This is a genomic window from Massilia sp. DWR3-1-1 (assembly GCF_049898325.1).
In the GTDB taxonomy this organism is placed as follows: domain Bacteria; phylum Pseudomonadota; class Gammaproteobacteria; order Burkholderiales; family Burkholderiaceae_D; genus JAFCUW01.
In genome coordinates this window covers 159189-184380 of sequence record NZ_JAFCXL010000009.1, presented here as the reverse complement: position 1 = coordinate 184380, position 25192 = coordinate 159189, and the positions used below count along the sequence as shown (strand labels likewise).

The 25192-nt window shown below is 66.8% G+C and carries 23 protein-coding genes and 1 riboswitch; of the genes, 18 read left to right on the top strand and 5 right to left on the bottom strand.

The window, feature by feature from the left end:
* The first annotated feature begins 131 nt into the window (after positions 1–131).
* Positions 132–371, top strand: a riboswitch (cobalamin riboswitch).
* 52 nt (positions 372–423) lie between these two features.
* The 7 genes from ACP7EY_RS11910 to ACP7EY_RS11880 all read left to right on the top strand — a co-directional run bounded on the left by ACP7EY_RS11910 (position 424) and on the right by ACP7EY_RS11880 (position 9195).
* Positions 424–2469 (top strand): TonB-dependent receptor family protein, encoded by a 2046-nt coding sequence (locus ACP7EY_RS11910; protein WP_426193723.1) that lies wholly within the window; start codon positions 424–426, stop codon positions 2467–2469.
* Complete coding sequence (locus ACP7EY_RS11905) at positions 2459–3361, top strand: cobalamin-binding protein (protein WP_426193721.1); 903 nt, start codon at positions 2459–2461, stop codon at positions 3359–3361. The genes ACP7EY_RS11910 and ACP7EY_RS11905 overlap by 11 nt, the downstream gene beginning before the upstream one ends.
* A 90-nt stretch (positions 3362–3451) precedes the next feature.
* Positions 3452–4114, top strand: coding sequence for a thiol:disulfide interchange protein DsbA/DsbL (locus ACP7EY_RS11900; protein ID WP_426193719.1), 663 nt, complete (start codon positions 3452–3454; stop codon positions 4112–4114).
* Positions 4111–4428, top strand: a complete 318-nt coding sequence (locus ACP7EY_RS11895) for a hypothetical protein (protein WP_426193717.1) — start codon at positions 4111–4113, stop codon at positions 4426–4428. The genes ACP7EY_RS11900 and ACP7EY_RS11895 overlap by 4 nt, the downstream gene beginning before the upstream one ends.
* A gap of 305 nt (positions 4429–4733) precedes the next feature.
* Entirely contained in the window at positions 4734–6005 is a 1272-nt protein-coding gene (locus ACP7EY_RS11890) for a hypothetical protein (protein ID WP_426193715.1), read from the top strand.
* Between the two features lie 10 nt (positions 6006–6015).
* On the top strand, positions 6016–6453 hold the full coding sequence (locus tag ACP7EY_RS11885; protein ID WP_426193713.1) for a phosphate ABC transporter substrate-binding protein: 438 nt from the start codon (positions 6016–6018) through the stop codon (positions 6451–6453).
* 39 nt (positions 6454–6492) lie between these two features.
* Positions 6493–9195 (top strand): bifunctional diguanylate cyclase/phosphodiesterase, encoded by a 2703-nt coding sequence (locus tag ACP7EY_RS11880; protein WP_426193711.1) that lies wholly within the window; start codon positions 6493–6495, stop codon positions 9193–9195.
* Between the two features lie 68 nt (positions 9196–9263).
* On the opposite strand, the gene sodB is transcribed toward ACP7EY_RS11880, so the two are convergent.
* Both sodB and xseA read right to left on the bottom strand, forming a co-directional pair.
* A complete protein-coding gene (sodB, locus tag ACP7EY_RS11875; protein WP_426193709.1) occupies positions 9264–9839 on the bottom strand; it encodes a superoxide dismutase [Fe] in 576 nt (191 codons plus the stop codon).
* Positions 9840–9981: 142 nt separating this feature from the next.
* Complete coding sequence (xseA, locus tag ACP7EY_RS11870) at positions 9982–11361, bottom strand: exodeoxyribonuclease VII large subunit (RefSeq protein ID WP_426193707.1); 1380 nt, start codon at positions 11359–11361, stop codon at positions 9982–9984.
* A gap of 989 nt (positions 11362–12350) precedes the next feature.
* On the opposite strand from xseA, the gene ACP7EY_RS11865 reads away from it, so the two are divergent.
* Genes ACP7EY_RS11865 through kdsB form a run of 5 tightly spaced genes read left to right on the top strand, consistent with a single transcriptional unit; the run spans position 12351 to position 15400 of the window.
* Positions 12351–12956 (top strand): MotA/TolQ/ExbB proton channel family protein, encoded by a 606-nt coding sequence (locus ACP7EY_RS11865; RefSeq protein ID WP_426193705.1) that lies wholly within the window; start codon positions 12351–12353, stop codon positions 12954–12956.
* Positions 12956–13402, top strand: coding sequence for an ExbD/TolR family protein (locus ACP7EY_RS11860; protein WP_426193828.1), 447 nt, complete (start codon positions 12956–12958; stop codon positions 13400–13402). Before ACP7EY_RS11865 ends, ACP7EY_RS11860 begins: the two co-directional genes overlap by 1 nt.
* Positions 13403–13439: 37 nt before the next feature.
* The gene (gene lpxK / locus ACP7EY_RS11855) at positions 13440–14480 is read left to right on the top strand and encodes a tetraacyldisaccharide 4'-kinase (RefSeq protein ID WP_426193703.1); all 1041 of its coding nucleotides are present in this window, start codon (positions 13440–13442) and stop codon (positions 14478–14480) included.
* A complete protein-coding gene (locus ACP7EY_RS11850; RefSeq protein ID WP_426193701.1) occupies positions 14461–14631 on the top strand; it encodes a Trm112 family protein in 171 nt (56 codons plus the stop codon). Before lpxK ends, ACP7EY_RS11850 begins: the two co-directional genes overlap by 20 nt.
* Positions 14632–14635: 4 nt before the next feature.
* On the top strand, positions 14636–15400 hold the full coding sequence (gene kdsB / locus ACP7EY_RS11845; RefSeq protein ID WP_426193699.1) for a 3-deoxy-manno-octulosonate cytidylyltransferase: 765 nt from the start codon (positions 14636–14638) through the stop codon (positions 15398–15400).
* Between the two features lie 138 nt (positions 15401–15538).
* On the opposite strand, the gene ACP7EY_RS11840 is transcribed toward kdsB, so the two are convergent.
* On the bottom strand, positions 15539–15691 hold the full coding sequence (locus ACP7EY_RS11840) for a hypothetical protein (protein WP_426193697.1): 153 nt from the start codon (positions 15689–15691) through the stop codon (positions 15539–15541).
* On the opposite strand from ACP7EY_RS11840, the gene adk reads away from it, so the two are divergent.
* Together adk and ACP7EY_RS11830 are read left to right on the top strand one after the other, a co-directional pair.
* On the top strand, positions 15690–16346 hold the full coding sequence (adk, locus tag ACP7EY_RS11835; RefSeq protein ID WP_426193695.1) for an adenylate kinase: 657 nt from the start codon (positions 15690–15692) through the stop codon (positions 16344–16346). The genes ACP7EY_RS11840 and adk overlap by 2 nt on opposite strands.
* A gap of 181 nt (positions 16347–16527) precedes the next feature.
* Positions 16528–18729 carry a sodium-translocating pyrophosphatase gene (locus tag ACP7EY_RS11830; protein WP_426193693.1) on the top strand — a complete coding sequence of 734 codons (2202 nt, stop codon included), beginning with the start codon at positions 16528–16530 and terminating at the stop codon, positions 18727–18729.
* Here the strand turns inward: ACP7EY_RS11830 and ACP7EY_RS11825 are convergent.
* Positions 18669–19190, bottom strand: coding sequence for a DsbA family protein (locus ACP7EY_RS11825; protein ID WP_426193691.1), 522 nt, complete (start codon positions 19188–19190; stop codon positions 18669–18671). The two genes, ACP7EY_RS11830 and ACP7EY_RS11825, sit on opposite strands and share 61 nt — an antisense overlap.
* A gap of 50 nt (positions 19191–19240) precedes the next feature.
* Complete coding sequence (locus ACP7EY_RS11820; protein WP_426193689.1) at positions 19241–20563, bottom strand: acetyl-CoA hydrolase/transferase family protein; 1323 nt, start codon at positions 20561–20563, stop codon at positions 19241–19243.
* Between the two features lie 102 nt (positions 20564–20665).
* Here ACP7EY_RS11820 and ACP7EY_RS11815 point away from each other — a divergent pair, with 102 nt between their 5' ends.
* From ACP7EY_RS11815 to ACP7EY_RS11800, 4 genes are all read left to right on the top strand, one after another.
* The gene (locus tag ACP7EY_RS11815; RefSeq protein WP_426193687.1) at positions 20666–21160 is read left to right on the top strand and encodes a hypothetical protein; all 495 of its coding nucleotides are present in this window, start codon (positions 20666–20668) and stop codon (positions 21158–21160) included.
* Positions 21161–21272: 112 nt separating this feature from the next.
* Positions 21273–22031 carry a 3-hydroxyacyl-CoA dehydrogenase gene (locus ACP7EY_RS11810; RefSeq protein ID WP_426193685.1) on the top strand — a complete coding sequence of 253 codons (759 nt, stop codon included), beginning with the start codon at positions 21273–21275 and terminating at the stop codon, positions 22029–22031.
* 119 nt (positions 22032–22150) lie between these two features.
* Positions 22151–23950, top strand: coding sequence for a gamma-glutamyltransferase (gene ggt, locus ACP7EY_RS11805; protein WP_426193683.1), 1800 nt, complete (start codon positions 22151–22153; stop codon positions 23948–23950).
* Positions 23951–24022: 72 nt separating this feature from the next.
* Positions 24023–25192 (top strand): patatin-like phospholipase family protein, encoded by a 1170-nt coding sequence (locus tag ACP7EY_RS11800; RefSeq protein WP_426193681.1) that lies wholly within the window; start codon positions 24023–24025, stop codon positions 25190–25192.

The window sequence follows — 25192 nt, the reverse complement described above, 5'->3', positions numbered from 1 at the left end:
GAAAGCGGGCGCTTTCGCCGTCAAAGTAAAACTTGTACTAGCTAGTACTATTATGCGCCTCTTTAAGCGTAATTCAAGGCCCGTCGTGCCGCCTGCACCAACGGCGCCCGTGGCATGGGGCGCGCCGCAGCATATAATGGCGGGGTTTTGGTGCCCGCCGGCGTGATCTCGCCGGCAGTTAAACGGGAAACACCAGGCCCAGGCGCCGCGCGCCGCCGGCCTCACGTGTGCTGCCCCCGCAACGGTCAACCAGCCTCGTCCGCTGCCGCAAGGCGCGGGCGAGAGCCGCCTCGAATACCACCACGTGCGCGTGGGAAGGTGAGGCGGTGAAGCTGGTGAGCCCGGATACCGGCCAGACAGGGGAAAGCGCCGACCGGCGCTTTCATTGAATCCGGCTTGCGGGGACGCATGGCCGGAAACGCATTGCAAAGACTGCTCACCATGATGTTCATTTCCCATTCCCGGCGCCCGCGCGCCGTCCAGCCGCTCGTCCTCGCCGCCCTGTTGTCGGCCTGCTTCGCCAGCGCCGCCCACGCCAGCGGCAGCAGCGGCAGCGCCGATGCCCCCGCCGCCAGCGATCTGCCCACCGTGCTCGTCACCGGCTCGCGCTTTGCCAATCCGCTGGCCCTCGCGCCCATCGGCGCCACCGTCATCAGCGCCGAGGACATCCGCCGCGCCGGCGCCACCGACGTCAACCAGGCCATCCGCAAGGTCGGCGGCGTGTTCGGCCGCCAGAGCCTCGACGCCAGTCCCGACTTTTCGCTGGACCTGCGCGGCTTCGGCACCAACAGCGCCCAGAACATGGTGGTGCTGGTCGATGGCGTGCGCCTGTCGGAAAACGAACTGGCCAATCCGGTGCTCTCGGCCATCCCCATCGACACCGTCGAACGCATCGAAATCGTGCGCGGCGGTAGCAGCGTGCTGTATGGCGACGGCGCCACCGGCGGCGTGATCCAGATCATCACCCGCCGCGGCAGCGCCGCCCGGGCCACGCGCGCCTCCCTCAGCGCCGAAATCGGCACGCTGGGCGCGCACGACGCCCGCGCCTCGGTCGCCACCAGCTACCGCGGCGTGGCGCTCGACGCCGCCATTGACAATCAGGCCAGCGACAACGACCGCGCCAACAGCCGCTACCAGGCCAGCACCTTCAGCGGCGGCGCCCAGTTTGCGCTGGGCGACGGCCACATCGGCGTGCGCGTCGACAGCGCCCGCCAGAAATCGCGCTTTCCCGGTTCGCTCACGCAAGCGCAGTTCGATGCCAATCCCGGCCAGAGCCTGACGCCGGACGATTTCGGCGCGCAGGACAGCGACCGCGTCAGCGCCGTCCTCGAGCAGCGCTTCGGCGCCGTCGACCTGGTGGCCGAATTGTCGCACCGCGAAAAAACCGTCAAGGCCCACTACGTCGCCGACTTCGGTTTCGGGCCGTCCGTCTCGGACGCGCGCTATGCCACGGCGCAGACGCAGTTCTCGCCCCGCCTGCGCCAGCGGGCCCGCTTCGGCGCCATCGACAACGAACTCGTTGGCGGCGTCGACCTGCTGCGCTGGAAGCGCCGCACCAGCGCCGATTTCTCCAACGCCGATGCGCGCCAGAGCTCCCGCGCCGTGTACGTGCGCGACGAGCTGCGCTTCGACGGCGCCCATGCGGCCCGCCTGGCCGCCGGCGTGCGCCACGAAGTGTTCGACAAGGACACCACCGACACCCTGAGCTACCCGGCGGCCAGCGATCACGCGGGCCAGTCGCTCAATGCCTGGGACCTGCAGGGCAGCTACGCCATCGTGCCGGCGCTGACGCTGCACGCCAAGGCCGGCCACAGCTACCGCCTGGCCAACGCCGATGAAAACAGTTACCGCTCGTCGAGCGCGATCCTGGCGCCGCAGACCTCGCACGACCTGGAGGCGGGCGCCAGCTGGGCCGACGATGGCAATGCGCTGGCCGTGCGCCTGTTTCGCCATCGCCTGGTCAACGAGATTTATTATGATCCCACCGTGCTGGTCAATGGTTTCCCCGGCGCCAACACCAACCTCGACGCCACCGAGCGCCGCGGCATCGAACTCGATGGCCAGCTGCGCCTGGCCGCCGCCTGGCGGCTCAGCGGCCACGCCCAGCATCTGACGGCGCGCTTCACCGACGGCGTCAACCGCGGCCGCGCCCTGACCCTGGTGCCGGCCAACATGGTGAGCGCGCGCCTGAGCTGGACGCCGGGCAGCGGCCGTTCGGCCGACCTGGGTGCCCAGTGGGTCGACCGCCAGCGCTTCGGCAGCGATTTCAGCAACAGCTGCACGGCGCAGATTGCCGCCCACACGACGCTCGACGCCCGCCTGGCGCAGCGCGTGGGCCCATGGGAATTCGCGCTGGCAGGCAGCAACCTGGCCGACAAGCGCTTCACCAGCCAGGCCTTCAGCTGCCGCGCCGGCATCTATCCGGAAAACGGCCGCCAGCTCAAGCTGTCGGCGCGCTATGATTTTTAAGGGCGCGCTGGCGGGGCTGATGCTGACGGCGCTGACGGCGGCCCCTGCCGGCGCCGCCGTCAGCGTCGTCGACGATGCCGGCCACCGCGTCACTCTGGCTGCGCCGGCCCGGCGCGTCATCGCGATGGCGCCCCATATCACCGAGCTGCTGTTCGCCGCCGGCGGCGGCGCCCAGGTGGTCGGCGCCATCAACTACAGCGATTATCCACCAGCGGCCAGCCAGGTGCCGCTGGTGGGCAGCGACGAGCGCATCGACCTGGAACGGCTGATTGCGCTCAAGCCCGATCTGCTGGTGGTCTGGCAAAGCGGCAATACCGCGCGCCAGCTGGCGCAGTTGCAGCAACTGGGCATCGCGCTGTTCTTCAGCGAGCCACGCACGCTCGAACAGGTCGCCACCAGCGTCGAGCGGCTGGGCGCCTTGCTGGGAACGACGGCGCAGGCGGCGCCGGCGGCGGCGCGCTACCGCGCCAGCATCGCCGCGCTCAAGGCGCAATACGGGGCGCGCCCGCCCGTGCGGGTGTTTTACCAGGTCTGGGACCAGCCCTTGTACACGCTCAGCGACCGCCACATCATCGGCGACGCCATTCGCCTGTGCGGCGGCGTCAACGTGTTTGGCGGCCTCAAGGTGGTGGCGCCGTCGGTGGGCATCGAAGCGGTGCTGCAGGAAAATCCCGAAGCGATCTTCGGCAGCGAGGCGCACGATGCGGCCGACCTGGGCATCGGCATGTGGCAGCCCTACCGGCGCCTGCTCGCGGTCGAGCGGGGCAACCTGTTCCGCCTCGACGGCGTGCTGCTGACGCGCCCGGGACCACGGCTGGCGCTGGGTGCGGCGCAACTGTGCCAGAAGATCGAGCTGGCCCGCCAGCGCCGCACGGCGCCGCCCAATCAGTAAGCAAATGCAATATTCCAGCCGCCGTGCCGGGGGCTGGCCAAAAAAGTGGTAATCTCGCGTCGTTCATCGACCTCATTGATAAGGATTTTCATGCCTTCCCTGCGCATTCTCGTTGCCGCCCTCGGCCTTGCCGCCGCCACCGCCTTCGCTTCCCCGGCCGACCCGAAACTGGGCGTCGATTACGTCCAGCTGGCCAGCCCGCAAGCGGCCCAGGTCGTGGGCAAGAAGGTCGAAGTGATCGAATTTTTCATGTATCACTGCCCCCACTGCTACGTGCTGGAACCAACCCTGGCCGAATGGGTCAAAAAGAACGCGGACAAGGTGATCTTCAAACGCGTGCACATGCCGTTCCGCGGCGCCACCGATCCTGAGGCGCATCTGTACCTCACGCTCGAAGCGCTGGGCAAGCTCGAAGAGTTGCATCCGAAAGCGTTCAAGGCCATGCACGTCGAACGGGTCAACCTGGCCAACGAGCAGGTCGCGCAGGATTGGGCCGTCAAAAATGGCGTCGACAAGGCGAAGTTCCTCGATGCGTGGAACTCGTTCGGCGTCATGACCAAGCTCAAACGCCTGCCCGCCACCCTGGCCGCCTACAAAGTGGAGTCGGTGCCGACCCTGATCATCGACGGTCGCCTGATGACCTCGCCGGCCGTGGTCGATGCGGGCAACAAGGGCATGAATGAAGCGGCGCTGTCGAAGGCGACCATCGAAGTGCTGGACAACCTGGTTAAAAAAGTGGCAGCGACGAAATGAATGAGAAGGAAGGCAAGCTTCTGAAAATCTACGACGGTTCCGCCCCCGTCGAAGAAGATTTGTTCGAGCGCAGTTATGTCAACCACCTGGCGTGGACCCTGGCCGTGCTGTTCGGCGGCCTGGTGATCTGGCTGGCCATTGCCCTGGTCAATGCGGAGAACCAGCGCAATGCGCTGGCCACGGGGCAGTGTGCCGATCCCCTGTTCAAGGGCGAACTCGACAAAAAGTGCCTGGTCATGGTCCGTTCGCGCGATCACTGGTGGCAGCACTTGTGGTACGGCATGACCCATCTGCAGCAGTCGAACCTGAAGTAGGCGCCGCGCCGCTGGCGCTGCCGCGGCGGCCTCTCCTTGCCCTGCAAGTCGAGATGTATCAAGCAACTATGTGGCGCGTAAAGTTACGGCAAGAAATAAATATTATTGCATAACAAGCAAACGTGTCGTATATTTGACGCCTTGTGTCATTGATGACACCGCGCTCCCGTCTTCGTGCTGCGTTCGTGTGTTGCTTGTGCGAAGTCATGCATTGCCGTGCATGCGCGCCGTGCCAGGGCGGCGCCTGTCGTCACACGATGCCCCCGCTTGCTTGCAAGCCCTTATCGCGCCCGACACCCAGGTTTATGTTACGTATTTTCTGCAAGATGCCGACCCGCGGCCGCGCCGCGCTGACGGTCGGCCTTTCCCTGCTTTGCGCGCTGCCCGCGTGCGCACAAAGCAGCGGCGACGACGGCGCCTTGCCGGCCTGGCAATTTGCCGGTTACGGCAGTGCCGGCGTGGTCCATTCCAGCGAGAAGGCGGCCGACTTTACCGCCAACGTGCTCAATCCTGGCCGCGCCGGCTATTCGCGCCTCTACAGTTACGATGTCGACAGCCGGCTGGCCGGGCAGCTCAATTTCAGCATGACACCGGCCTGGTCGGCCGTGCTGCAAGTGGTCGTCGAGCGCAATATGGGCCATGATTTCTCCCCCGCCATCGAGTGGGCCAATCTGAGCTACCGCTATTCGCCGGAACTGAGCGTGCGGGTCGGGCGCATCGCCCTGCCGGTGTTCCTGCTGGCCGAATACCGCAAGGCCAGCTACGCGCTGCCCTGGGTGCGCCCGCCCGTCGAAGTGTATTTTGCGCTGCCCTTGTCGAGCAGCGACGGCATCGATGCGAGCTACCGCTGGCGCGCCGGCGGCGCCCACAACGTCACCCAGGTCTCGCTGGGCCGCACCAGTGTGCGCCTGTCGGACACGGCCCGGTTCCGCGGGCGCGAGCTGCTGGCGCTGAGCAATACCGTCACGCTCGACGCGCTGACGGTGCGCGCCAGCGTGCTGACGAACCGCCTCGAAGTCGATGTCGCCCGGCCCCTGTTCAATGCGTTCGCGCAGTTCGGCCCGGCCGGGCAGGCGCTGGCCGACAAGTACGACGCCAGCAGCAAACGCACCGCCGTGGCCACGCTGGGGTTCAACTACGATCCCGGCCACTGGTTCCTGATGGGGGAGATCGGGCGCTTCAATGCGCACTCCTTCCTCGGCAATAAATCCGTGGCCTACCTGAGCAGTGGCGTCCGCTACGGCGCCTTCACCCCGTATGCCAGCTATGCGACATCGCGGGCGAACCAGTCCACCACCGAAGCGGGGCTGGCGCTGACGGGCCTGGCGCCACAGGCGGCCGCGCGCGCCAGCTTCCTCAATGCCCAATTGAACGTTTTGCTGAGCAAGATCGCCGTCCAGCACACCAGCAGCGTCGGCGTGCGCTGGGATTTCATGCCCGACCGCAGTCTCAAGCTCCAGTACGACCGCCTGCGACCCGACGGCGGCACCAGCGGCACCCTGATCAACGTCCAGCCGTCGTTCCAGTCCGGCCATCCCGTGCACGCGCTCAGTGCCATGCTCGATGTGGTGTTCTGATGGGTTTGCCTTGAACCTCGCCGCCCGATCCCTGCAAGCGCTGGCGCTGGCGCTGGCCATGCTGTGCGGCAGCGCAATAGCGGGCGAACTGGTGGTGATCGTCTCCGCCAAGCGCCCGGCCCTGTCCATGACTGCCAGCCAGGTGGCCGACATCTTCCTGGCGCAGGCCGAGCGCTTCCCGGACGGCGACAACGCCACGCCGCTCGACCTGGCCATCGATTCGCCCTTGCGCGGCCAGTTCTACGCCAGGGTGACGGGCAAGTCGCCCGCGCTGGTGCGGGCCTACTGGACCAAGATGGTGTTCACGGGACGCGGCATGCCGCCGCGCGAAGTGGCCAGCAGCGTGGCGATGCGCCGCCAGGTGGCCGCCAATGTCTCGCTGATCGGCTACATCGACAGTGCCGCCCTTGACGACAGCGTGCGTGTCGTCCTGACGGTTGGCAAATAAGCGTGCGCTCAGGGGTCTCATTTCAGCCAGGCGAGTGCGGTGCGCCAGCGGTTTAAGTCGTCCCGCCTGGGCAACGCCGGCCTGGCCATGTTCAAACTGGGCGCGGGCATGCCCTGGTCGCTGCCCCTGTTCGCCGCGCTGCTGCTGATCGGCATCTGGTGCGCCACCTTGCACTTTATCGAGATCGAGCGCGCCTACGCGGTGCGCGCCGCCAGCGCCTCGCTGGCCGACCTGATCGACACCTACGAGGCGCAGGTCGCGCGCAACGTGGGCGGCATTGAACAGACCCTCAAGACGGTGAACTACGCCGTCAAACTGCACGGCACCGCCGGCGCGCTGGCCGCCTTGCAGGGCGAAGACCTGCTGCCGTCGGCGCTGATCTACGCCGTCAGCGTGGCCGGCGCCGACGGCACGGTGATGGCCAGCCACCCGGCGTCAAGCGTGGCCTCGGTGGCGCGGCAAGCGTTCTTTCGCTACCACCTGGGCAATCCCTCCGATGCCGTGCTGGTGAGCGGCGCGAGCGATCCGCGCCAGACGGAGAAGTCGGTGGTGCATTTCTCCAAGCGCCTCACCGATGGCACCGGGCGCTTCATCGGCGTGGCCGTGCTGGACGTCGATCCGGCCTATTTCACCAGTGCGTACGAACCGTCGCGCCAGGGCGCGCAGGGCATGCTGGCGCTGTACAGCGCGCCCGGCACCTGGCTGGCGGTGCGGGTGGGCGAGCACCTGGCCGCCAACCGCGCGGGTGCGGCGCCGCTGGCCGACCCGCTGGCGGCCGCGCCCGCCGCCTGGGACGGCGTCAAGCGCTTCAGCGCCGTGCGCCAGATGCGCCGGCTGCAGCTGGCGATGGTGGTGGGGCTTGGTGAGCAAGAGCAGATGGCCGCTTTCGAGGCGAGGCGGGTGAGCCGCCTGTGGCAGGCGGGCGGCGCCAGCGTGCTGCTGCTGGCGCTGGTGGGCGCCGTCTGGCTGTGGTCGCGCCAGGGCGCCGAGACGCGGCGCAGCATCCGCCTGGCCCAGCAAACCTACGAGGCCGCCTCGGAGAGCAACCAGGACGCCTTCTTTGTGCTGCACAGCGTCGTCGACGAGGGCGGCGCCATCGTCGACTTTCGCATTTCGGCGGCCAACCGCCAGGCCGAGACCCTTACCGGCCTGAGCCGCGAGGACCTGCAGCGCAAGACCGTCGGCAACTGGATGCCGGAGGCCTACGTCAACGGCACCTTCGAGCGCCTGGTGCACGCCACCAGCATGGGCGGGGTGCACGAAACGGAGGTCGAAAACACCACCACGCAATTGAAGGGGGCCTGGCTGCACCGGCAACTGGTGGGTGTCGAGGGCGGCGTGGTGGCGATCATCCGCGACGTCAGCGAGCGCAGGATGGCCGAAGCGAAAATCCTGCACATGGCGCGCCACGATGCGCTCACGGGCATGCCCAACCGGACCTTGCTGCACAGCCGGCTGGTGCAGGCGATCAGCCACGCCCAGCGCCGCCATGGCGCCGTGGTGGTGGCCTTTGTCGACCTGGACAACTTCAAGATGGTCAACGACGGCCTCGGCCACAAGGGCGGCGACGAACTGCTGGCGCAGATCGCCGGCCGCATGCGCCAGTGCCTGCGCCGCCAGGACACGCTGGGGCGCTTCGGCGGCGACGAGTTCGTGCTGATCCTGCCCGTCTACCGCCAGCGCCAGGACGATTGCGTCGCGCTGCTCGAACGCATCAACGAGGTGGTGCGCCAGCCGCTCAGGATCGACGACCATGCGCTGCAAGTGAGCTGCAGCATCGGCGTGGCCCTCTACCCGCGCGACGGCGACAACGCCGACAGCCTGCTGGTGCACGCCGACGTGGCCATGTACAGCGCCAAGGCGGCGGGGAAAAACCAGTGCCGCTGGTACACCGAGGCGATGAACGCCAAAGCCGAACACAAGCTGGCGCTGGTCGAGCAGTTGCGCGGCGCCCTCGATGGCGAGCAATTCAAGGTGGTCTACCAGCCCAAGTTCGATGTCGGGACGGGCCTGATGTTCGGGCTCGAAGCGCTGGTGCGCTGGCACCATCCCGAGCGTGGCGTGATCTCGCCGCTCGACTTCATTCCGCTGGCCGAGGAAAGCGGCGTCATCGTCGCCATCGGCCGCTGGGTGCTGCACAGCGCCTGCGCACAAAGCGCCGCCTGGCAGCGCGCCGGGCTGCCGCCGCTGGTGATGTCGGTCAACGTCTCGCCGCGCCAGTTCGATGACACCCATTTGCTCAGCGATGTGGGCGCGGCGCTCGAAGCGAGCGGCCTGGCCCCGCACTTGCTTGAGCTGGAGGTGACGGAAAGCCTGATCATGCGCGACCTGCAAGGCGCGGTGGAAAAAATGGCCCGCCTCAAGGCGATGGGGCTGCTGCTGTCGATCGACGATTTCGGCACCGGTTATTCGAGCCTGTCGTCGCTGAAAACCTTTCCGATCACCACACTGAAGATCGACAAGTCCTTCATCGGCGACCTTGCCACCAGCGCCGACGACCAGGCCATCGCCCGCGCCATCATCGCGCTGGCGCACCAGCTCAATTTGCGCGTGATTGCCGAGGGCGTCGAGACGCAGGAGCAATTTGCCTTCCTGCGCGATAACGGCTGCGACGAGGTGCAGGGTTACCTGTTTGGCCGGCCCGCCTCGGCCCAGCAGATCGGCGAGCTGCTGCAGCGGCAGCGCCATGCCATGCTGGCCGCGCCCGATGGCGGCGGCGCCGGCAGCGGGTGGGCCGGATAAAAAAATCCGCCGCAGCGGATTTTTTTTGACCAATCTGTTTCGACGGATCAGGCGATCCGTCAGTGCGATCAGGCCGCGTTGGCGCTGACCTGGTCCCAGTTGACCAGGGACCAGAACGCTTCGACGTACTTGGCGCGGGCGTTGCGGTAGTCGATGTAGTAGGCGTGTTCCCAGACGTCGCAGGTGAGCAGGGCCTTGGCATCGGTGGTGAGCGGGGTACCGGCGTTGGAGGTGTTGACGATTTCCAGCGCGTCGCCTTTTTGCACCAGCCAGGTCCAGCCGGAACCGAAGTTGCCCAGTGCCGATTTGTTGAACTCTTCCTTGAACTTGTCGAACGAACCCCACTTGGCGTTGATCGCGTCGGCCACGGCGCCGGTCGGTGCGCCCGTGCCTTGTGGCGTCAGGCCGTTCCAGTAGAACGTGTGGTTCCAGACCTGGGCGGCGTTATTGAAGATGCCACCGGAGGATTTTTTGACGATCTCTTCGAGCGACAGCGCTTCGAACTCGGTGCCCTTGATCAGGTTGTTCAAGTTGGTCACGTAGGTCGCGTGGTGCTTGCCGTAGTGGTACTCGAGCGTTTCCTTGGAGATGGTTGGCGCCAGGGCGTCCAGGGCGTACGGCAGGGCTGGCAGAGTATGTTCCATGTCTTGTCCTTTTATTGATGTTGGTTTGAAAAATCTGGTCGGAACCGCGTTAATGATACGCAAACGAGGCTTATTGTAAAACGGATGGCGCGAAGCTGCATATTTTGGCGGCGCCCGCGCGGCCAGGGGCGAAGCAGTGTTATCAGCGCAACTGTTCCTGCACCGAAGCGACCCCCACTTGCACCGTGCCTTCCGCCAGCCGCACCGTCAGCAGGTCGTGCGGGTGGATCGCGCCCGGCGCGCGCAATGCGTGGCCGGCGCGGTCGCTGACGATGGCGTAGCCGCGCTCGAGCGTGCGCTGGGGGTTTAACAATTCGAGCTGCGCCGCCAGCGCCGCCAGCGCGTCGCGGCGCGCGCGCAGCTGATTGGACATGGCGCTGCCGGCATGACGCTGCTGGGCGGCGATTTCCTGGCGCCAGGCGCGCACATCGGGGCGCTGGCGCTGCCAGCGCGCGCGCAGCTGGGCCAGTTCGTAGCGCTGCGTGCCGACGGGCGCGCGCGCCGCGTGGGTGAGGGCGGTGGCCAGGGCCTTCAGTTGCAGGCGCTGGCCGCCGATGCGCGCCGACGGGCTTTGCAGGCGGCGCGCCAGGTTGTCGAGCGACTGGCCGGCGTCGCCCAGGCGGCGCTGCATGGCGCGGCGCAGGTCGATGACGTCCGCGTTGAGCGAGCTGAGCCAGTCGGCCCGCGGCGTCACCGCCAGCTCGGCCGCGGCGGTGGGGGTGGCCGCGCGCAGGTCGGCGCTGAAGTCGGCGATGGTGAAATCGGTCTCGTGGCCCACCCCGGAAATGACCGGCATGCTGCAGCTGACGATGGCGCGGGCCACGCTCTCTTCGTTAAAACTCCACAAATCCTCGATCGAGCCGCCGCCCCGGCACACCAGCAGCACGTCGACCTCGGCGCGCTGCGAGGCGCTGGCGATGGCGGCGGCGATGCGCTCGGCCGCGCCCTGGCCCTGCACCGGCGCCGGGTACAGCACGATGCGCACGTGTGGCGCGCGCCGCCTGAGCGCGGCCAGCACGTCGCGCAGGGCGGCTGCCTGCAAGCTGGTGACGATGCCCACGCTGCGCGTGAACAGGGGCAGGGCGCGCTTGCGCTCGGGGTCGAACCAGCCCTGCGCACCCAGCCGCTCTTTCAGGCGCAGGAAGGCTTCAAACAGTGCGCCCACGCCGGCGCGGCGGATCGCCTCGACATTGATCTGGTAGTCGCCGCGCGCGCCGTACAGGGTCACCAGGGCGCGTACCTCGACCTTGTCGCCTTCGCGGGGAAGAAAGCCGGCGTACTGGGCGCGGCCCCGAAACATCACCGCGCGCACCTGGGCGGCGTCGTCTTTCAGGGTGAAATACCAGTGGCCGGAACTGGCCTTGGTGAAATTGGAGATTTCGCCGCCGATCCAGGTCAGGGGGAAACTGCGCTCGAGCAGGCGCGCCACCTGCTGGTTGAGGGCGGTGACGGTGAGCACGGGCGGGCCGGCGAAGGGTGCGTCGGGGTCGGCAGGGAGCAGGGAATCGAAACGGGTTTGCATGGTCGTTGGTGAAGTCCACAGGAGAAACGGGCGGTCATGCTTATGTCACAAATTAGCCGCCACTTCAAGTTCTTATTTCAAGTGCTTGATTTTTAAAGAAATTCACAACTGCATCAATTTGTCTCACGTGGTGTTTCGCCTTAAGAATCAAGGACTTTGCGTGAACGCGGGCAAGTTGCTCACAAAGTTATCCACACAAACTGTGCGTAAATCAAGGGAGCCGAGGCCATTGCCCACTGCCTAAAATTTCATCGTCAATGATATTAATCAATGAAATCAAGGGCTTGATGCCTGCTCCCCGTGCTTGCACACATTGTTATCCACATTTCGTGTGCAAAACACGGTGCGCGGCCATCTGCTGCCACTTCGACAGCATGCCACAAGCGCAAAAAGCCCGTCCAGCGCCTTGAGGCGGCCAGAACGGGGCGCATGCCCGATTTTTATGCACTGAAACAATTCCCTTAAGAATCAACGCACTTGGGCCACAGTGCGGCGCTTGCGCACAATCTTATCCACAAAAGGTGTGCAGAAGAATGGCCCGACGGTGGACAAGTCGCGGGCGGCGGGGGAAATGCTGCCTGCCTGCATTTTATGCAGTAGGAAATTATCCTTAGGAATCAAGGCACTGGCGCTCCGATCCGGCGCTTGCGCACAATCTTATCCACACAAAGTGTGCAGAAGCCTTGTGCGTCGGAAAACTGAACAATCGTGGCAGCTTTGGCGGTTTTGCCGGACAGGCGGGCGCCGGCAGCGTCGCTGGCCGGCATTTATAGGGAAAATCGGCCAATTTGGCACACAAATCGCAGTCTGCCTTGTTTTTGTGCAATGCCATTTTTCCTATAAGAATCAATCACCTGGGGCGAGCACCGCTTGCTTGCACACATTCTTATCCACAGAAGCTGTGGTGAACTGCTCTTGCCGAGAGGCTAGCAACACGTTACATTGCCGCATTCGACCAGTGTCGCGTTCCTTACCTTCGGGAGTTTCATTTGCTTGCCATTCTTCAAGCTGCCGGCTGGCCAATCTGGCTGTTGCTGATTGCCTCCATCGTCGCCCTGACCCTGATCATCGAGCGCCTGATCTACCTGCGGCGCACCAAGATTCTGCCGAAACAGCTGCTCACGGAAGTGATCCGGGTGTACCAGAACGGCCAGGTCACCCCGGACATCATCAACAAGCTGGAAAACAATTCGCCGCTGGGCGCCGTGCTGGCGGCCGCCTTGCGCAACATCGATGCGCCGCGCGAGATCATGAAAGAGTCGATCGAGGAAGCCGGCCGCGGCGTGGCCCACGTGCTCGAGCGCTTTCTCACCACGCTGGGCACGATCGCCTCGCTGGCGCCGCTGATGGGCCTGTTTGGCACGGTGGTCGGCATGATCGAGATTTTCGGCGCGCAAAACGCCACCGGCACCAATCCGGCCCAGCTGGCGCACGGCATCTCGGTGGCGCTCTACAACACCGGCTTCGGCCTGGCCATTGCCATGCCCGCGCTGGTGTTCTACCGCCACTTCCGCGCCCTGGTCGACTCCTTCATCATCGACATGGAAGGGCAGGCCGTCAAATTCGTCGACGTCGTGCACGGTGCCCGCAAATGATGGACTTCAGACGCGGCCGCAAGCGCGAGGATCCGGAGATCAACCTGATCCCGTTCATCGACGTCTTGCTGGTGGTGCTGATTTTCCTGATGGTCACCACGACGTACAGCAAATTTACCGAGCTGCAAATCACCTTGCCCACCGCCGACGCGGAAAAGGCGCTCGACCGGCCGTTTGAAATCAACGTCACCGTCGATGCCAAGGGCAACTACACGGTCAATAACAAGGCGGTCGCCTTCGTCTCCGTGGCCACGCTGGCCGAGGACATGAAGGCGGCGGCGCAAGCGGGCCAGGCGGCCGGGGCGCCGGCGACGGGTTCGCCCGTGGTGATCGTCAACGCCGACCAGTTCGCCATGCACCAGATGGTCATCAATGTGCTCGAAGCGGCCCGCGTGGCCGGCTACGACAAGCTGACCTTCGCCGCCCAAACGGGCGGCAAGAAATAATCTGCGCAGCGGCGCTGTCACGCCGCTGCCGCTGCCCATGCCGACCCCATTCTCCCTGGAAGCAACGCTCACCCGCGCCTGGCTGCGCCGCGGGCCGCTGGCGTGCGCGCTGCTGCCCGTGGCAGCCCTGTTCGGCGCGCTGGGTGCCGGGCGCCGCCTGCTGTACCGGCGCGGCCTGCTGGCCTCGGCAAAGCTGCCCGTGCCCGTCATCGTGGTCGGCAATATTTTTATCGGCGGCACGGGCAAGACGCCGCTGACGATCTGGCTGGCGGCGCGCCTGCGCGAGGCCGGCTATACGCCCGGCATCATTTCGCGGGGCCATGGCAGCGCCGGCGCCGCCATGGCCCCGCGCGCCGTCACCGCCGGGGCGCTGGCGCGCGAGGTGGGCGACGAGCCCCTGCTGATGGCGCGCCGCAGCGGCTGCCCGGTGGTGGTGGGGCGCGACCGGCCGGCGGCGGGGCGGGCGCTGCTGGCACAGTACCCGCACGTCGACATCCTCATCAGCGACGACGGCCTGCAGCACTACGCCTTGCAGCGCGACGTGGAAATCGTCCTGTTCGACGGCCGCGGCGCCGGCAACGGCTGGCTGCTGCCGGCCGGTCCCCTGCGCGAGCCGCTGGGACGGCGGCGCGATTTTACGGTGGTCAACGGGACTTCCGGCGGCGCGCGTGGCCTGGCCGGGCCGCTGTTTTTCATGCGCCTGGCGGGAACCCACGCCGAACAATTGATCGACCGGGACCGGCGCCTGCCGCTCGCTGCGCTGGCCAGCCTGAGCGCCAGGGTGCCCGTGGCGGCGGCCGGGATCGGCAATCCGGGGCGCTTTTTCGCCACCGTGCGCGAGGCCGGCCTGGTCGTCACCGAACTGCCCTTGCCGGACCACCATGATTTCCTCGACGAGCCGTTTGCGGGCCTGGACGCCGACATCATCCTGATCACGGAGAAGGATGCAGTAAAATGTGGGCAAATTGAAAATCTCAAACACGACCCGAGACTGTGGGTCGTGCCAGTGACGGCGCAGCTCGATGCCGCCCTGGCCGAACAAATTGTGGAGAAATGTCGTGGATGCTCGACTGCTTGATATCCTGGTCTGCCCGCTGTGCAAGGGCCCCCTCGAACTGGACAAGAAGGCGCAGGAACTGATCTGCAAGCCGGACCGCCTGGCCTACCCGATCCGTGACGGCATTCCCATCATGTGGGCCGACGAGGCGCGCAAGGTCGAGCTGGTCTAGGTTCGTGGCTGACTTTACCGTCATCATCCCGGCGCGGCTGGCTTCGACGCGCCTGCCCAACAAGCCGCTGGCCGACCTGGGCGGCAAGCCCATGGTGGTGCGCGTGGCCGAACGGGCCGCCTTGTCGGGCGCCGCCCGCATCGTCGTCGCCACCGACCACGCCGACATCGCCGCCGCCTGCGCCGCCCACGGCGTCGAGGTGGCGATGACGCGCGCCGATCACCCGTCCGGCACCGACCGCATCGCCGAAGTGGCGCGCGCGCTGGGGCTGGCCGACGACGCCGTCGTCGTCAACCTGCAGGGCGACGAGCCGCTGATCGATCCGGCCCTGCTGGCCGCCTGCGCCGCCCGCATCGGGCCGGCCGTGCCGATGGCCACCTGCGCGCACCGCCTGCACGAGATGGCCGATCTGTTCAATCCGAACGTGGTCAAGGTGGTGCTCGACAAGGCCGGCCGCGCCCTGTATTTTTCGCGCGCGCCCATCGCCTGGCACCGCGACGGTTTCAGCGCCTCGCGCGAGCACATGCCGGCCGGCTACGAGCCGCTGCGCCACATCGGCCTGTACGCCTACCGCAACGCGTTTTTGCAGCAGTACCCGGCGCTGGAACCGTCGCCGCTGGAAGCGGTCGAAGCACTCGAGCAGTTGCGCGTGCTGTGGCACGGGGTGGCCATTGCCGTCCACATCACGGAAGCGGCGCCAGCCGCCGGCGTCGACACGCCCGAGGATCTGCAGCGCGTGCGGCAGTTGTATGCCTCGTTGTCTGCCTAGTTTTATGCCTGCGGGATGGCCGCGCGCCGTGCTGCAAGTTGATGTTGGTTGCCAAGGTATTGCCGCCAGTTCAGGGTAAATTGGCGACTTTTATGGCGCGCCGGTGGAGACCCTGGCGCGCACTGGGCGAAAACGCAATCAGGCCAGATTGATATTGGCGTTGGCTGCGCATTTTGTGGTAAGTTTCGTACCAGAGATAGTCAGATATGCATCAACTGCCGCATCGACGCTGTGTTGTCGCACGATTCGGCCATTATAAAAATTATTCACATCTGTTTTAGGAATTTTCATGCGTCTCATTCTGTTAGGAGCACCTGGCGCCGGCAAGGGTACCCAGGCCAACTACATCAAGGAAAAATTCAACATCCCCCAGATTTCCACGGGCGACATGCTGCGGGCCGCCATCAAGGCGGGCACCGAACTGGGCATGGCGGCCAAGAAGGTGATGGATGCAGGCGGGCTGGTGTCCGACGACATCATGATCGGCCTGGTCAAGGACCGCTTGCAGGACGGTGACTGCGCCAATGGCTACCTGTTCGACGGCTTTCCGCGCACCATCGCCCAGGCCGATGCCATGAAAGACGCCGGCATCAATGTCGACTACGTGCTCGAAATCGACGTGCCCGACGCCTCCATCGTCGAGCGCATGAGCGGGCGCTGGTCGCACCCCGGCTCGGGCCGCGTGTACCACACCAAGTTCAATCCGCCCAAGACCGACCTGCTCGACGACGTCACCGGCGAAGCGCTGATCCAGCGCGAGGACGACAAGGCCGACACCGTCATGAAACGGCTGGCGGTCTACCACGCCCAGACCGAAGTGCTGCTGGGCTACTACAACAACTGGTCCCAGTCGGGCCTGTCCGGCGCGCCGAAATACCGCAAAATCTCCGGCGTCGGCGCCGTCGAAGCGGTGCGTGACGCCGCCTTCGCAGCCCTGCAGGACTGAGCGAACGGGCGGACCGGTCGGTTCGCTCCTGTTCGCGCGCGCCCCCCGGCCGTGCTGTCGTTCCCGTATTTTTAAATGCAAGCTTTGCAGTACGCAGTGAGGTTGGTCGCGTCAGTCAGTATTGGTGCAGCCGTTCGATGTGTGTTGTTGTAGCAAGTAACGATAAAAATGAGGGGACGACATGGCAGTTAACTCACTGATCTTTGCGCTCGCATGCGGCATCATCGCCGTCGTGTATGGCTTGTGGTCGCGCAGCTGGATCTTGCGGCAGGACGCGGGCAACGCCCGCATGCAGGAAATCGCCACTGCCATCGAGGTGGGCGCGGCCGCGTACCTGGCGCGCCAGTACCGCACCATCGCCATCGTCGGCGTGCTGCTCGTCATTGCCATCTATCCCACGCTGGGCTGGCGCACCGCGCTGGGCTTCCTGATCGGCGCGGTGCTGTCGGGCGCCTGCGGCTTCATCGGCATGGGGGTGTCGGTGCGCGCCAATGTGCGCACCGCGCAGGCGGCCACGCGCGGCCTGAACGCCGCCCTCGACGTGGCGTTCCGCGGCGGCGCCATCACCGGCATGCTGGTGGTGGGCCTGGGCCTGCTGGGCGTGACCCTGTTCTACTGGATGCTCAGTGCGATGGCGGTGGGCAGCACCTTGAGCGAGCACCAGGTCATCGAGCCGCTGATCGGCCTGGCCTTTGGGGCCTCGCTCATTTCCATCTTCGCCCGGCTGGGCGGCGGCATTTTTACCAAGGGCGCCGACGTCGGCGCCGACCTGGTCGGTAAAGTCGAGGCCGGCATTCCCGAGGACGACCCGCGCAATCCCGCCGTCATCGCCGACAACGTGGGCGACAACGTGGGCGACTGCGCCGGCATGGCGGCCGACCTGTTCGAAACCTACGTGGTGACCCTGATCGCCACCATGCTGCTCGGTGCGCTGCTGGTGACCGGCGCCGGCGTCACCGCCATCATCTATCCGCTGCTGCTGGGCGCCGTCTCGATTCTCGCGTCCATCGTCGGCTGCTCGCTGGTGAAGGCGCGGCCCGGCAAAAACATCATGGCGGCCCTGTACACGGGGCTGTGGTGGGCGGCCGGCCTGTCGCTCCTTGGTTTCGCCGCCGTCACCTGGTACGCCTGGGGCCCCGACATGCGCCTGAAAATGCTGGGCTGCTCGGTGGTGGGCATCGTCCTGACTGGCCTGATGGTTTATATCACCGAGTACTACACGGGCACCGACTTTGCGCCCGTGCGCCACATCGCCGCCGCCTCCACCACCGGCCACGGCACCAATATCATCGCCGGCCTGGGGGTGTCGATGAAGTCGACCGCCTACCCGGTGCTGGTGGTGTGCGCGGCCATCCTCGCCTCCTACCAGATGGGGCAGCTGTACGGCATCGCCATTGCCGCCACGGCGATGCTGTCGATGGCCGGCATCATCGTCGCCCTCGACGCCTACGGCCCCATCACCGACAACGCCGGCGGCATCGCCGAGATGGCGCACATGGACGCATCGGTGCGCGCCATCACCGACCCGCTCGACGCCGTCGGCAACACCACCAAGGCCGTCACCAAGGGCTACGCGATCGGCTCGGCGGGCCTGGCCGCGCTGGTGCTGTTCGCCGATTACACGCACGCGCTCGACGCGGTGGGCAAGCACGTGCGCTTCGACCTGTCGGACCCGATGGTGATCGTCGGCCTGTTCATCGGCGGCCTGATTCCCTACCTGTTCGGCGCCATGGCGATGGAAGCGGTGGGGCGGGCGGCGGGCGCCGTGGTGGTCGAGGTGCGCCGCCAGTTCCGCGACATCAAGGGCATCATGGACGGCAGCGCCAAGCCCGAGTACGACAAGGCGGTCGACATGCTGACCGCCTCGGCGATCCGCGAAATGATCGTCCCTTCGCTGCTGCCCGTGCTGGTGCCGATCGTGGTGGGCATGCTGCTGGGACCGACGGCGCTGGGCGGCCTGCTGATGGGAACCATCGTGACGGGGCTGTTCGTGGCCATTTCCATGACCACCGGCGGCGGCGCCTGGGACAACGCCAAGAAATACATCGAGGACGGCAATTTCGGCGGCAAGGGCTCGGAGGCGCACAAGGCGGCGGTGACGGGCGACACGGTGGGCGACCCGTACAAGGACACCGCCGGGCCGGCCGTCAATCCGCTCATTAAAATCATCAACATCGTCGCCCTGTTGCTGGTGCCGCTGCTGCCGCTCAAGGGCTGGCTTGCCGTCTCGCCGCCGCCACCGGTGACGGCGCCGATGCCGGCCCAGGCGGCGCCTGCGCCTGCCGCCTCTGCCGTCACCGCCACGAGCGCTCGCTCAGGCGCTCAGGCCACGAAGCGCATCAGCGCATCGACGATGGCGCCTTCGTCGATGTCGCCGTCATAGCGCTGACCATTGATGAACAGGGTGGGCGCGCTGACCACGCCCAGGCGGGTGCCGCCGCTGGCGCTGCGCTCGACCCTGGCGCGAAACGCCCGCCGCGTGACGTCTTCGGTGAGCAGGTCGGGGTCGAGCCCCAGCCGCTCGGCCAGTGCCGGCAGCATGGCCGGCTCGAACGACGCCTGCAGGGCGAACAGGGCGTCGTGCATGGCCCAGAAATTACCTTGCGCACCGGCCGCCTCGGCGCACTCGGCGGCCAGTTCGGCGTAGGGGTGGCGGTCCGTCTGCGGGAAGTGCCGCAGCACCGTGCACAACTGCGTGCCCAGCCGTTTCTGCAAATCCTTGATCGCCAGGTGGGCGGCGCGGCAGGTGGGGCACTGGTAATCGGTGTACAGCACGATGACGATGGCGGCATCGATGCTGCCGCGGATGTGATCGTCATGCTGGATGAGCAGGCTCTGCGGCATGGTAGCTCCTTGGGCGTACGTCGGGCAGACAGTCTACGCCCAACCCTGCGCTAGAACACGCACATTTTGTCGGCCGCCGCCCGCAGTTCCGCCCGGAAATCCGGGTGCGCGATGGCGATCAGTGCCTGCGCCCGCTGGCGCGCCGACTTGCCGCGCAGCTGCGCCACGCCGTACTCGGTGACGACGTAGTTGACGTCGTTCTTGCTGGTGGTGGCGTGGGTGCCCGGGGTGAGGGTGGGCACGATGCGCGAGATGGTGCCGTCCTTGGCCGTCGAGGGCAGCACGATGAACGATTTGCCGCCCCGCGAGCGGTTGGCCGCGCGCACGAAGTCGACCTGGCCCCCCGTGCCCGAGTAGGGCAGGTGGGCGATGCTCTCGGAGCCGCACTGGCCCAGGAAATCGATCTGCAGGCTGGCGTTGATCGAAATGAGATTGTCGTTCAGGCCGGCATTGTAGGGATCGTTGGTGAAGTTCGACGGGTGCATCTCGACCATGGGATTGTGGTGCATGAACTGGTAGAGTTTTTTCGACCCCAGCGCGAAGGTGGCCACCATCCGGCCCGGCAGCAGGGTCTTTTTGCGGTTGGTGATGGCGCCGCATTCGACCAGCGACAGGATGCCGTCGCCCAGCATTTCCGTGTGCACGCCCAGGTCGTTTTTTTCCGTGAGCTGCATGACGACGGCGTCGGGAATGCCGCCGTAGCCGATCTGCAGGGTCGAGCCGTCGTCGATCATGTCGGCGACGTACTTGCCGATCGCTTCCTGCACGGGGCCGATGGTGGGCAAGCCCACTTCGATGATGTCGTCGCTGCTTTCGACCAGGCCGTCGATGCGCGAGATGTGCACGTGGCAGGCGCCGTGGGCGAAGGGCACGTTGGGATTGACTTCGAGCACCACCACGCGCGCCTTGTCTACCGCCGCCATCGTGTAATCGGTGCCCAGGCTGAGCGAAAACCAGCCCTGCTCGTTCATGCTCGAGGCCATCGCGAACACCACGTCGGCAGCCATCTGGCCCCGCTCGATCATGACGGGAATCTCGGAAAAATAATTCGGCAGGAAGTCGCACCAGCCGGCCTGGCCGCCGGGACGCGAGGCGCCGCCGAAAAACAGGGCGGCGTGGCGCACGTGGTGGGCGGTGGCCTGATCAAAATAGCCAAACTTGCGAATGGCGAGAATTTGCGCCACCTTGACATCGGTAAAGCGCTGGCGCTGCCCGGACAGGGCCGTGAGCAGGGCCGGCGGCTCGCCGGCGCCGGTGGGGACGATGATCATGTCGGCGTCGCGCAACAGGTCGAGGGCATCGACGGCCTGCATGCGTTTGGCGGCGTATTGCTGGGCGGCTGTTGGTCGTGCGGCCTTCTGTGTTGCCTGCATCGTGGTCTCCTTGAATGTCGTTCAATCTTACCGTACCGGCTGCGCCTTGTGCGCTGCAAAACGGCCGCTGGTGCTAGGGTGGCGGATGGACCAGGAAAATCGATGCTGACCAAGCCGCCAAACACCACCCGCCGCCACTGGCCTGGGCTGGCGCTGGCCGCCGTGCTGGCCGCCACCGGCCTGGCCACTGCCGCCCACGCCCGCCAGGACAGCGGCGCGGCGGCGCCGTCGTGGGGGCCGACGCTGGACCCGGCCGTGCCCGCCGTCAGGGCCGCGGACAAGGCCAGGCCCAAGCCCAAGGTCCCGCCCCGGCGCGCCGTTCAGCAAGTGCTCACGCCCACCCCGGGCATCCTCGGCAGCGCCGCCGTCAGCGCAACGCCGCCCCCGCTTACCTACGGCCCCCGCCTCGACCCGGGCGGCGCCGGGCCGGCGGCGGCAACGGCGCCGCGCCAGCGCGGCACCGTCCCCGCCACCTGCACGGCGGCCGGCTGCACCGACGCCAGCGGCGCGCGCCTCGGTACCGGGGTGGGGGCCGCCGCCGTCACCCCGCAAGGCCAGCTGTGCACGCGCACCCTGGTGGGCGTCCAGTGTTTTTGAGCGATCAGCACTGTATTGCGCGAAGAAATTCGCTACAATTGACAGAATTGACGTTTACGTAAACGTCAAATAATCGCTGCGGCATTTAAACAACACTTTCAGGAGATCCCCCATGCACATTCAAGACAACGTCTTCATCATCACCGGTGGCGCTTCGGGCCTGGGCGCGGCCAGCGCGCGCATGATCGCCGGGGCCGGCGGCAAGGTGGTGCTGGCCGATGTGCAGGTCGAGGCGGGCACCGCCTTGGCCGCCGAACTGGGCGGCCAGTTCGTCCGCTGCGACGTCACCTCGGAAGCCGACGGCATGGCCGTGGTCGCCGCCGCGACCGCGCTGGGCACCTTGCGCGGCCTGATCAATTGCGCCGGCGTGGCGCCCGCCATCAAAACCGTCGGCAAGGACGGCCCGCACCCGCTCGAGGCATTCCAGCGCGCCGTCAACATCAACCTGGTCGGCACCTTCAACATGGCCCGCCTGGCCGCCGACGCCATGGGCAAGACGGCGCCCGGCGAGTCGGGCGAGCGCGGGGTGATCATCAACACCGCCTCGGTGGCGGCGTATGACGGCCAGATCGGCCAGGCCGCCTACGCGTCCTCGAAGGCGGCGGTGGTGGGGCTGACCCTGCCGATGGCGCGCGACCTGGCCCGCAGCGGCGTGCGGGTGATGACGATCGCCCCCGGCATTTTTGAGACGCCCATGCTGATGGGCATGCCCGAAGAAGTGCGCGACGCCCTCGGCAAGATGGTGCCGTTCCCACCGCGCCTGGGGCGTCCCGACGAGTACGCGCACCTGGCCCGCACCATCATCGAAAACACTATGCTCAACGGCGAAACCATCCGCCTGGACGGCGCCATCCGCATGCAGCCCAAGTAAGGCCTTGCCGCCGGCAGCCAGGGCAGACCTGCAGCCGGCGCGTCTTCTGTTGCCATGCAACAAATTGCGAAAGAATGTTGTACGATACTCGCAGTCAATTTAACAGCTGCGGAGCATCGATGATCACTGTACGTACACTGGCCCTCGCGGCCGCGCTGACGGGCGCTTTCGCCTGTTTTCCTGCCGTCGCACAAGTGGCGGCCACGCGGCCCGCCACCACGCAGGACGCGCCGGAAGTTGCCACCGCCTACCAGGAAAAAGCGGGCTGGGCGGCCCGCAAATTCATGGTGGCGGCGGCCAATCCGCTGGCCGTCGATGCCGGCTACCGCATGCTCAGGAAGGGCGGCAGCGCCATTGACGCGGCCATCGCCACCCAAATGGTGCTGACCCTGGTCGAGCCGCAATCGTCGGGCATCGGCGGCGGCGCCTTCCTGATGTACTTCGACGGCAAGCAGGTGCAAGCGTTCGACGGCCGCGAAACCGCGCCCGCAGGCGCCGACGAACACCTGTTTCAAAACGCCGACGGCAGCCCCGTCTCGCGCAGCGCCGGCGTGGTGGGCGGGCGCTCGGTGGGCGCCCCGGGCGTGCTGCGCATGCTCGAACTGGCCCACAAGCAGCACGGCAAGCTGCCCTGGAAAACCCTGTTCGAGCCAGCCATCACCCTGTCCGAACAGGGTTTCAAGGTCAGCCAGCGCCTCAACGGCCTGTTGATGTTCGACCAGCACATCCGCAAGGATCCGGTGGCGGCCGCCTATTTTTATGATGCCGCCATGCAGCCGCGGCCGATCGGCTACCTGCTGAAAAATCCCGCGCTGGCGGCGACGCTGCGCGAGATCGCCCGCGGCGGCGCCGACGCCTTCTATACGGGCCACATCGCCCGCGACATCGCCGCCAAGGTGGCCGCCCACCCGACCAACCCGGGCAAGCTGACGGCGCAGGACATCGCCGGCTACCAGCCGAAACTGCGCACGCCCGTGTGCAGCGATTACCGCGCCTGGACCGTGTGCGGCATGCCGCCGCCGTCGTCGGGCGGGATTGCCATCGCGCAGATGCTGGGCATGCTCGAAACGCGCGACCTGGCCGCGCTGGCGCCGGCGCCCGGCGCCGCGCCCGGGGTCGAGGCCGTGCACCTGTTTAGCGAAGTGGGCCGGCTGGCCTACGCCGATCGCAACCGCTACGCCGCCGACACCGACTTCGTGCCGCTGCCGGGACGGGGCGTGCCTGGCCTGATCGACAAGAACTACCTGGCCACCCGCGCCCGCCTGATCGGCGACACCTCGATGGGCACGGCGCCGGCCGGCAATCCGCCCGGCATGCAGGTGGCCTGGGGCACCGACACCGCCATCGACAACCCGGCCACCTCGCACCTGGTGGTGGTCGACGGCCACGGCAACGGCCTGTCGATGACGACCACGGTGGAAGACCTGTTCGGCTCGCGCCAGATGGTCGACGGCTTCATCCTCAACAACCAGCTCACCGATTTCTCGTTCGAGTCCAGCGACAAGGATGGCCCCATCGCCAACCGCGTGCAACCCGGCAAGCGTCCGCGCAGCGCCATGTCGCCCACCATCGTGTTCGACAAGGCCACCAGCAAACTGGTGCTGGCGACCGGCTCGCCGGGCGGGCCGGCCATCATCAATTATGTCGCCAAGGTGCTCGTCGGCACCCTCGACTGGAACCTCAACGTGCAGCAGGCGATCGCCTTGCCCAATTTCGGCAGCCGCAACGGCCCCACCGAACTGGAAGAGCGCCGCTTCCCGCAGGCCACCATCGATGCCCTCAAGGCGCGCGGCCACGTCGTCAGGTTGTCGGAACAGAACTCGGGCCTGCACGGCATCCAACGGATGTCGATTCACGGCCAGGACCTGTGGTTCGGCGGCGCCGATCCGCGCCGGGAAGGGGTGGCCAAGGGCGACTGAGTGGACGTGCGACAGATTCGCCCGCGCAACTTTTACTAGCCCAGTCCCCCTCCGGCCTGCTACCCTTGCCGGATGGAACCCCACGAGAAAACCGGCCTGATCCTGACAGGCGGCGGCGCGCGCGCCGCCTACCAGGTCGGCGTGCTGCAGGCGATCGCGCAGCTGCTGTGGGAGCAGGGCTGGCCGCCGGCCAGGAATCCCTTCGATATCATCTGCGGCACCTCGGCCGGCGCCATCAACGCCACGGCGCTGGCCTGCCGCGCCGACAACTTCGGCGAGGGCGTGCAAAAACTGCTCGACGTCTGGGAGAATTTCCGCGTCGAGCAGGTCTACCGCGCCGATTCGATCGGCGTGCTGCGCTCGGGCGCGCGCTGGTTGTCGATCCTGTCGTTCGGCTGGCTGCTGCGCAAGTGGCGGGCGGCGCCGCCCGCCTCGCTGCTCGACAACACCCCGCTGGCCGGCCTGCTCCATCGCCTGCTCGACCTGCCGCGCCTGGACGCGGCGCTGGCCGACGGCCTGCTGCACGCGCTGGCCGTCAACGCCTCCTCGTACACGGGCGGCCAGCACGTGACGTTCTACCAGTGCGCCGAAGAGGTGGCGCCGTGGGTGCGCACGCAGCGCACCGCCCAGCGCGACCAGATCGGCGTCGAACACCTGCTCGCCTCGGCCGCCATTCCCTTCATTTTTCCCGCCGTGCCCCTGTACCTCGATGGCCAGCGCGAGTACTGCGGCGACGGCAGCATGCGCCAGCTGGCGCCCATCTCGCCGGCGATCCACCTGGGCGCCACCCGCGTGCTGGTGGTGGGGGCGGGGCGCATGCACGAAGCGGAGCGGCGCGCGCCGGGCAGCGCCAACTACCCCTCGCTGGCGCAGATCGCCGGCCATGCGATGGCCTCGATTTTTCTTGACAGCCTGGCCGTCGACATCGAGCGCCTGACCCGCATCAACGCCACCTTGTCGATGATGCCGCCGCAGCTGCGCGCGCAGGGCGCGCTGCGGCCCATCGAGCTGCTGGTGATCGCGCCGTCCGAACGGCTCGACATGATCGCCGCGCGCCATACCGCCAGCCTTCCGGCGCCCGTGCGGGCGCTGCTGTCGGGGATCGGCGCGCTGGAAACGCGCGGCGCCGCGCTCGCCTCCTACCTGCTGTTCGAGGCCGACTACACGCGCGAGCTGATCCGCCTGGGCCAGCGCGATACCCTGGCCATGAAGGCCGACGTGCTGGCCTTCTTCGCGCCCTGA

Coding starts and splice junctions, on each gene's coding strand:
- ACP7EY_RS11840 (WP_426193697.1), bottom strand. CDS start 15,691: ATGAAAATTCCTAAAACAGATGTGAATAATTTTTATAATGGCCGAATC.
- ACP7EY_RS11895 (WP_426193717.1), top strand. CDS start 4,111: ATGAATGAGAAGGAAGGCAAGCTTCTGAAAATCTACGACGGTTCCGCC.
- lpxK (WP_426193703.1), top strand. CDS start 13,440: ATGCCGACCCCATTCTCCCTGGAAGCAACGCTCACCCGCGCCTGGCTG.
- sodB (WP_426193709.1), bottom strand. CDS start 9,839: ATGGAACATACTCTGCCAGCCCTGCCGTACGCCCTGGACGCCCTGGCG.
- ggt (WP_426193683.1), top strand. CDS start 22,151: ATGATCACTGTACGTACACTGGCCCTCGCGGCCGCGCTGACGGGCGCT.
- ACP7EY_RS11890 (WP_426193715.1), top strand. CDS start 4,734: ATGTTACGTATTTTCTGCAAGATGCCGACCCGCGGCCGCGCCGCGCTG.
- ACP7EY_RS11800 (WP_426193681.1), top strand. CDS start 24,023: ATGGAACCCCACGAGAAAACCGGCCTGATCCTGACAGGCGGCGGCGCG.
- ACP7EY_RS11860 (WP_426193828.1), top strand. CDS start 12,956: ATGGACTTCAGACGCGGCCGCAAGCGCGAGGATCCGGAGATCAACCTG.
- ACP7EY_RS11830 (WP_426193693.1), top strand. CDS start 16,528: ATGGCAGTTAACTCACTGATCTTTGCGCTCGCATGCGGCATCATCGCC.
- ACP7EY_RS11820 (WP_426193689.1), bottom strand. CDS start 20,563: ATGCAGGCAACACAGAAGGCCGCACGACCAACAGCCGCCCAGCAATAC.
- xseA (WP_426193707.1), bottom strand. CDS start 11,361: ATGCAAACCCGTTTCGATTCCCTGCTCCCTGCCGACCCCGACGCACCC.
- ACP7EY_RS11815 (WP_426193687.1), top strand. CDS start 20,666: ATGCTGACCAAGCCGCCAAACACCACCCGCCGCCACTGGCCTGGGCTG.
- adk (WP_426193695.1), top strand. CDS start 15,690: ATGCGTCTCATTCTGTTAGGAGCACCTGGCGCCGGCAAGGGTACCCAG.
- ACP7EY_RS11900 (WP_426193719.1), top strand. CDS start 3,452: ATGCCTTCCCTGCGCATTCTCGTTGCCGCCCTCGGCCTTGCCGCCGCC.
- ACP7EY_RS11810 (WP_426193685.1), top strand. CDS start 21,273: ATGCACATTCAAGACAACGTCTTCATCATCACCGGTGGCGCTTCGGGC.
- ACP7EY_RS11905 (WP_426193721.1), top strand. CDS start 2,459: ATGATTTTTAAGGGCGCGCTGGCGGGGCTGATGCTGACGGCGCTGACG.
- ACP7EY_RS11825 (WP_426193691.1), bottom strand. CDS start 19,190: ATGCCGCAGAGCCTGCTCATCCAGCATGACGATCACATCCGCGGCAGC.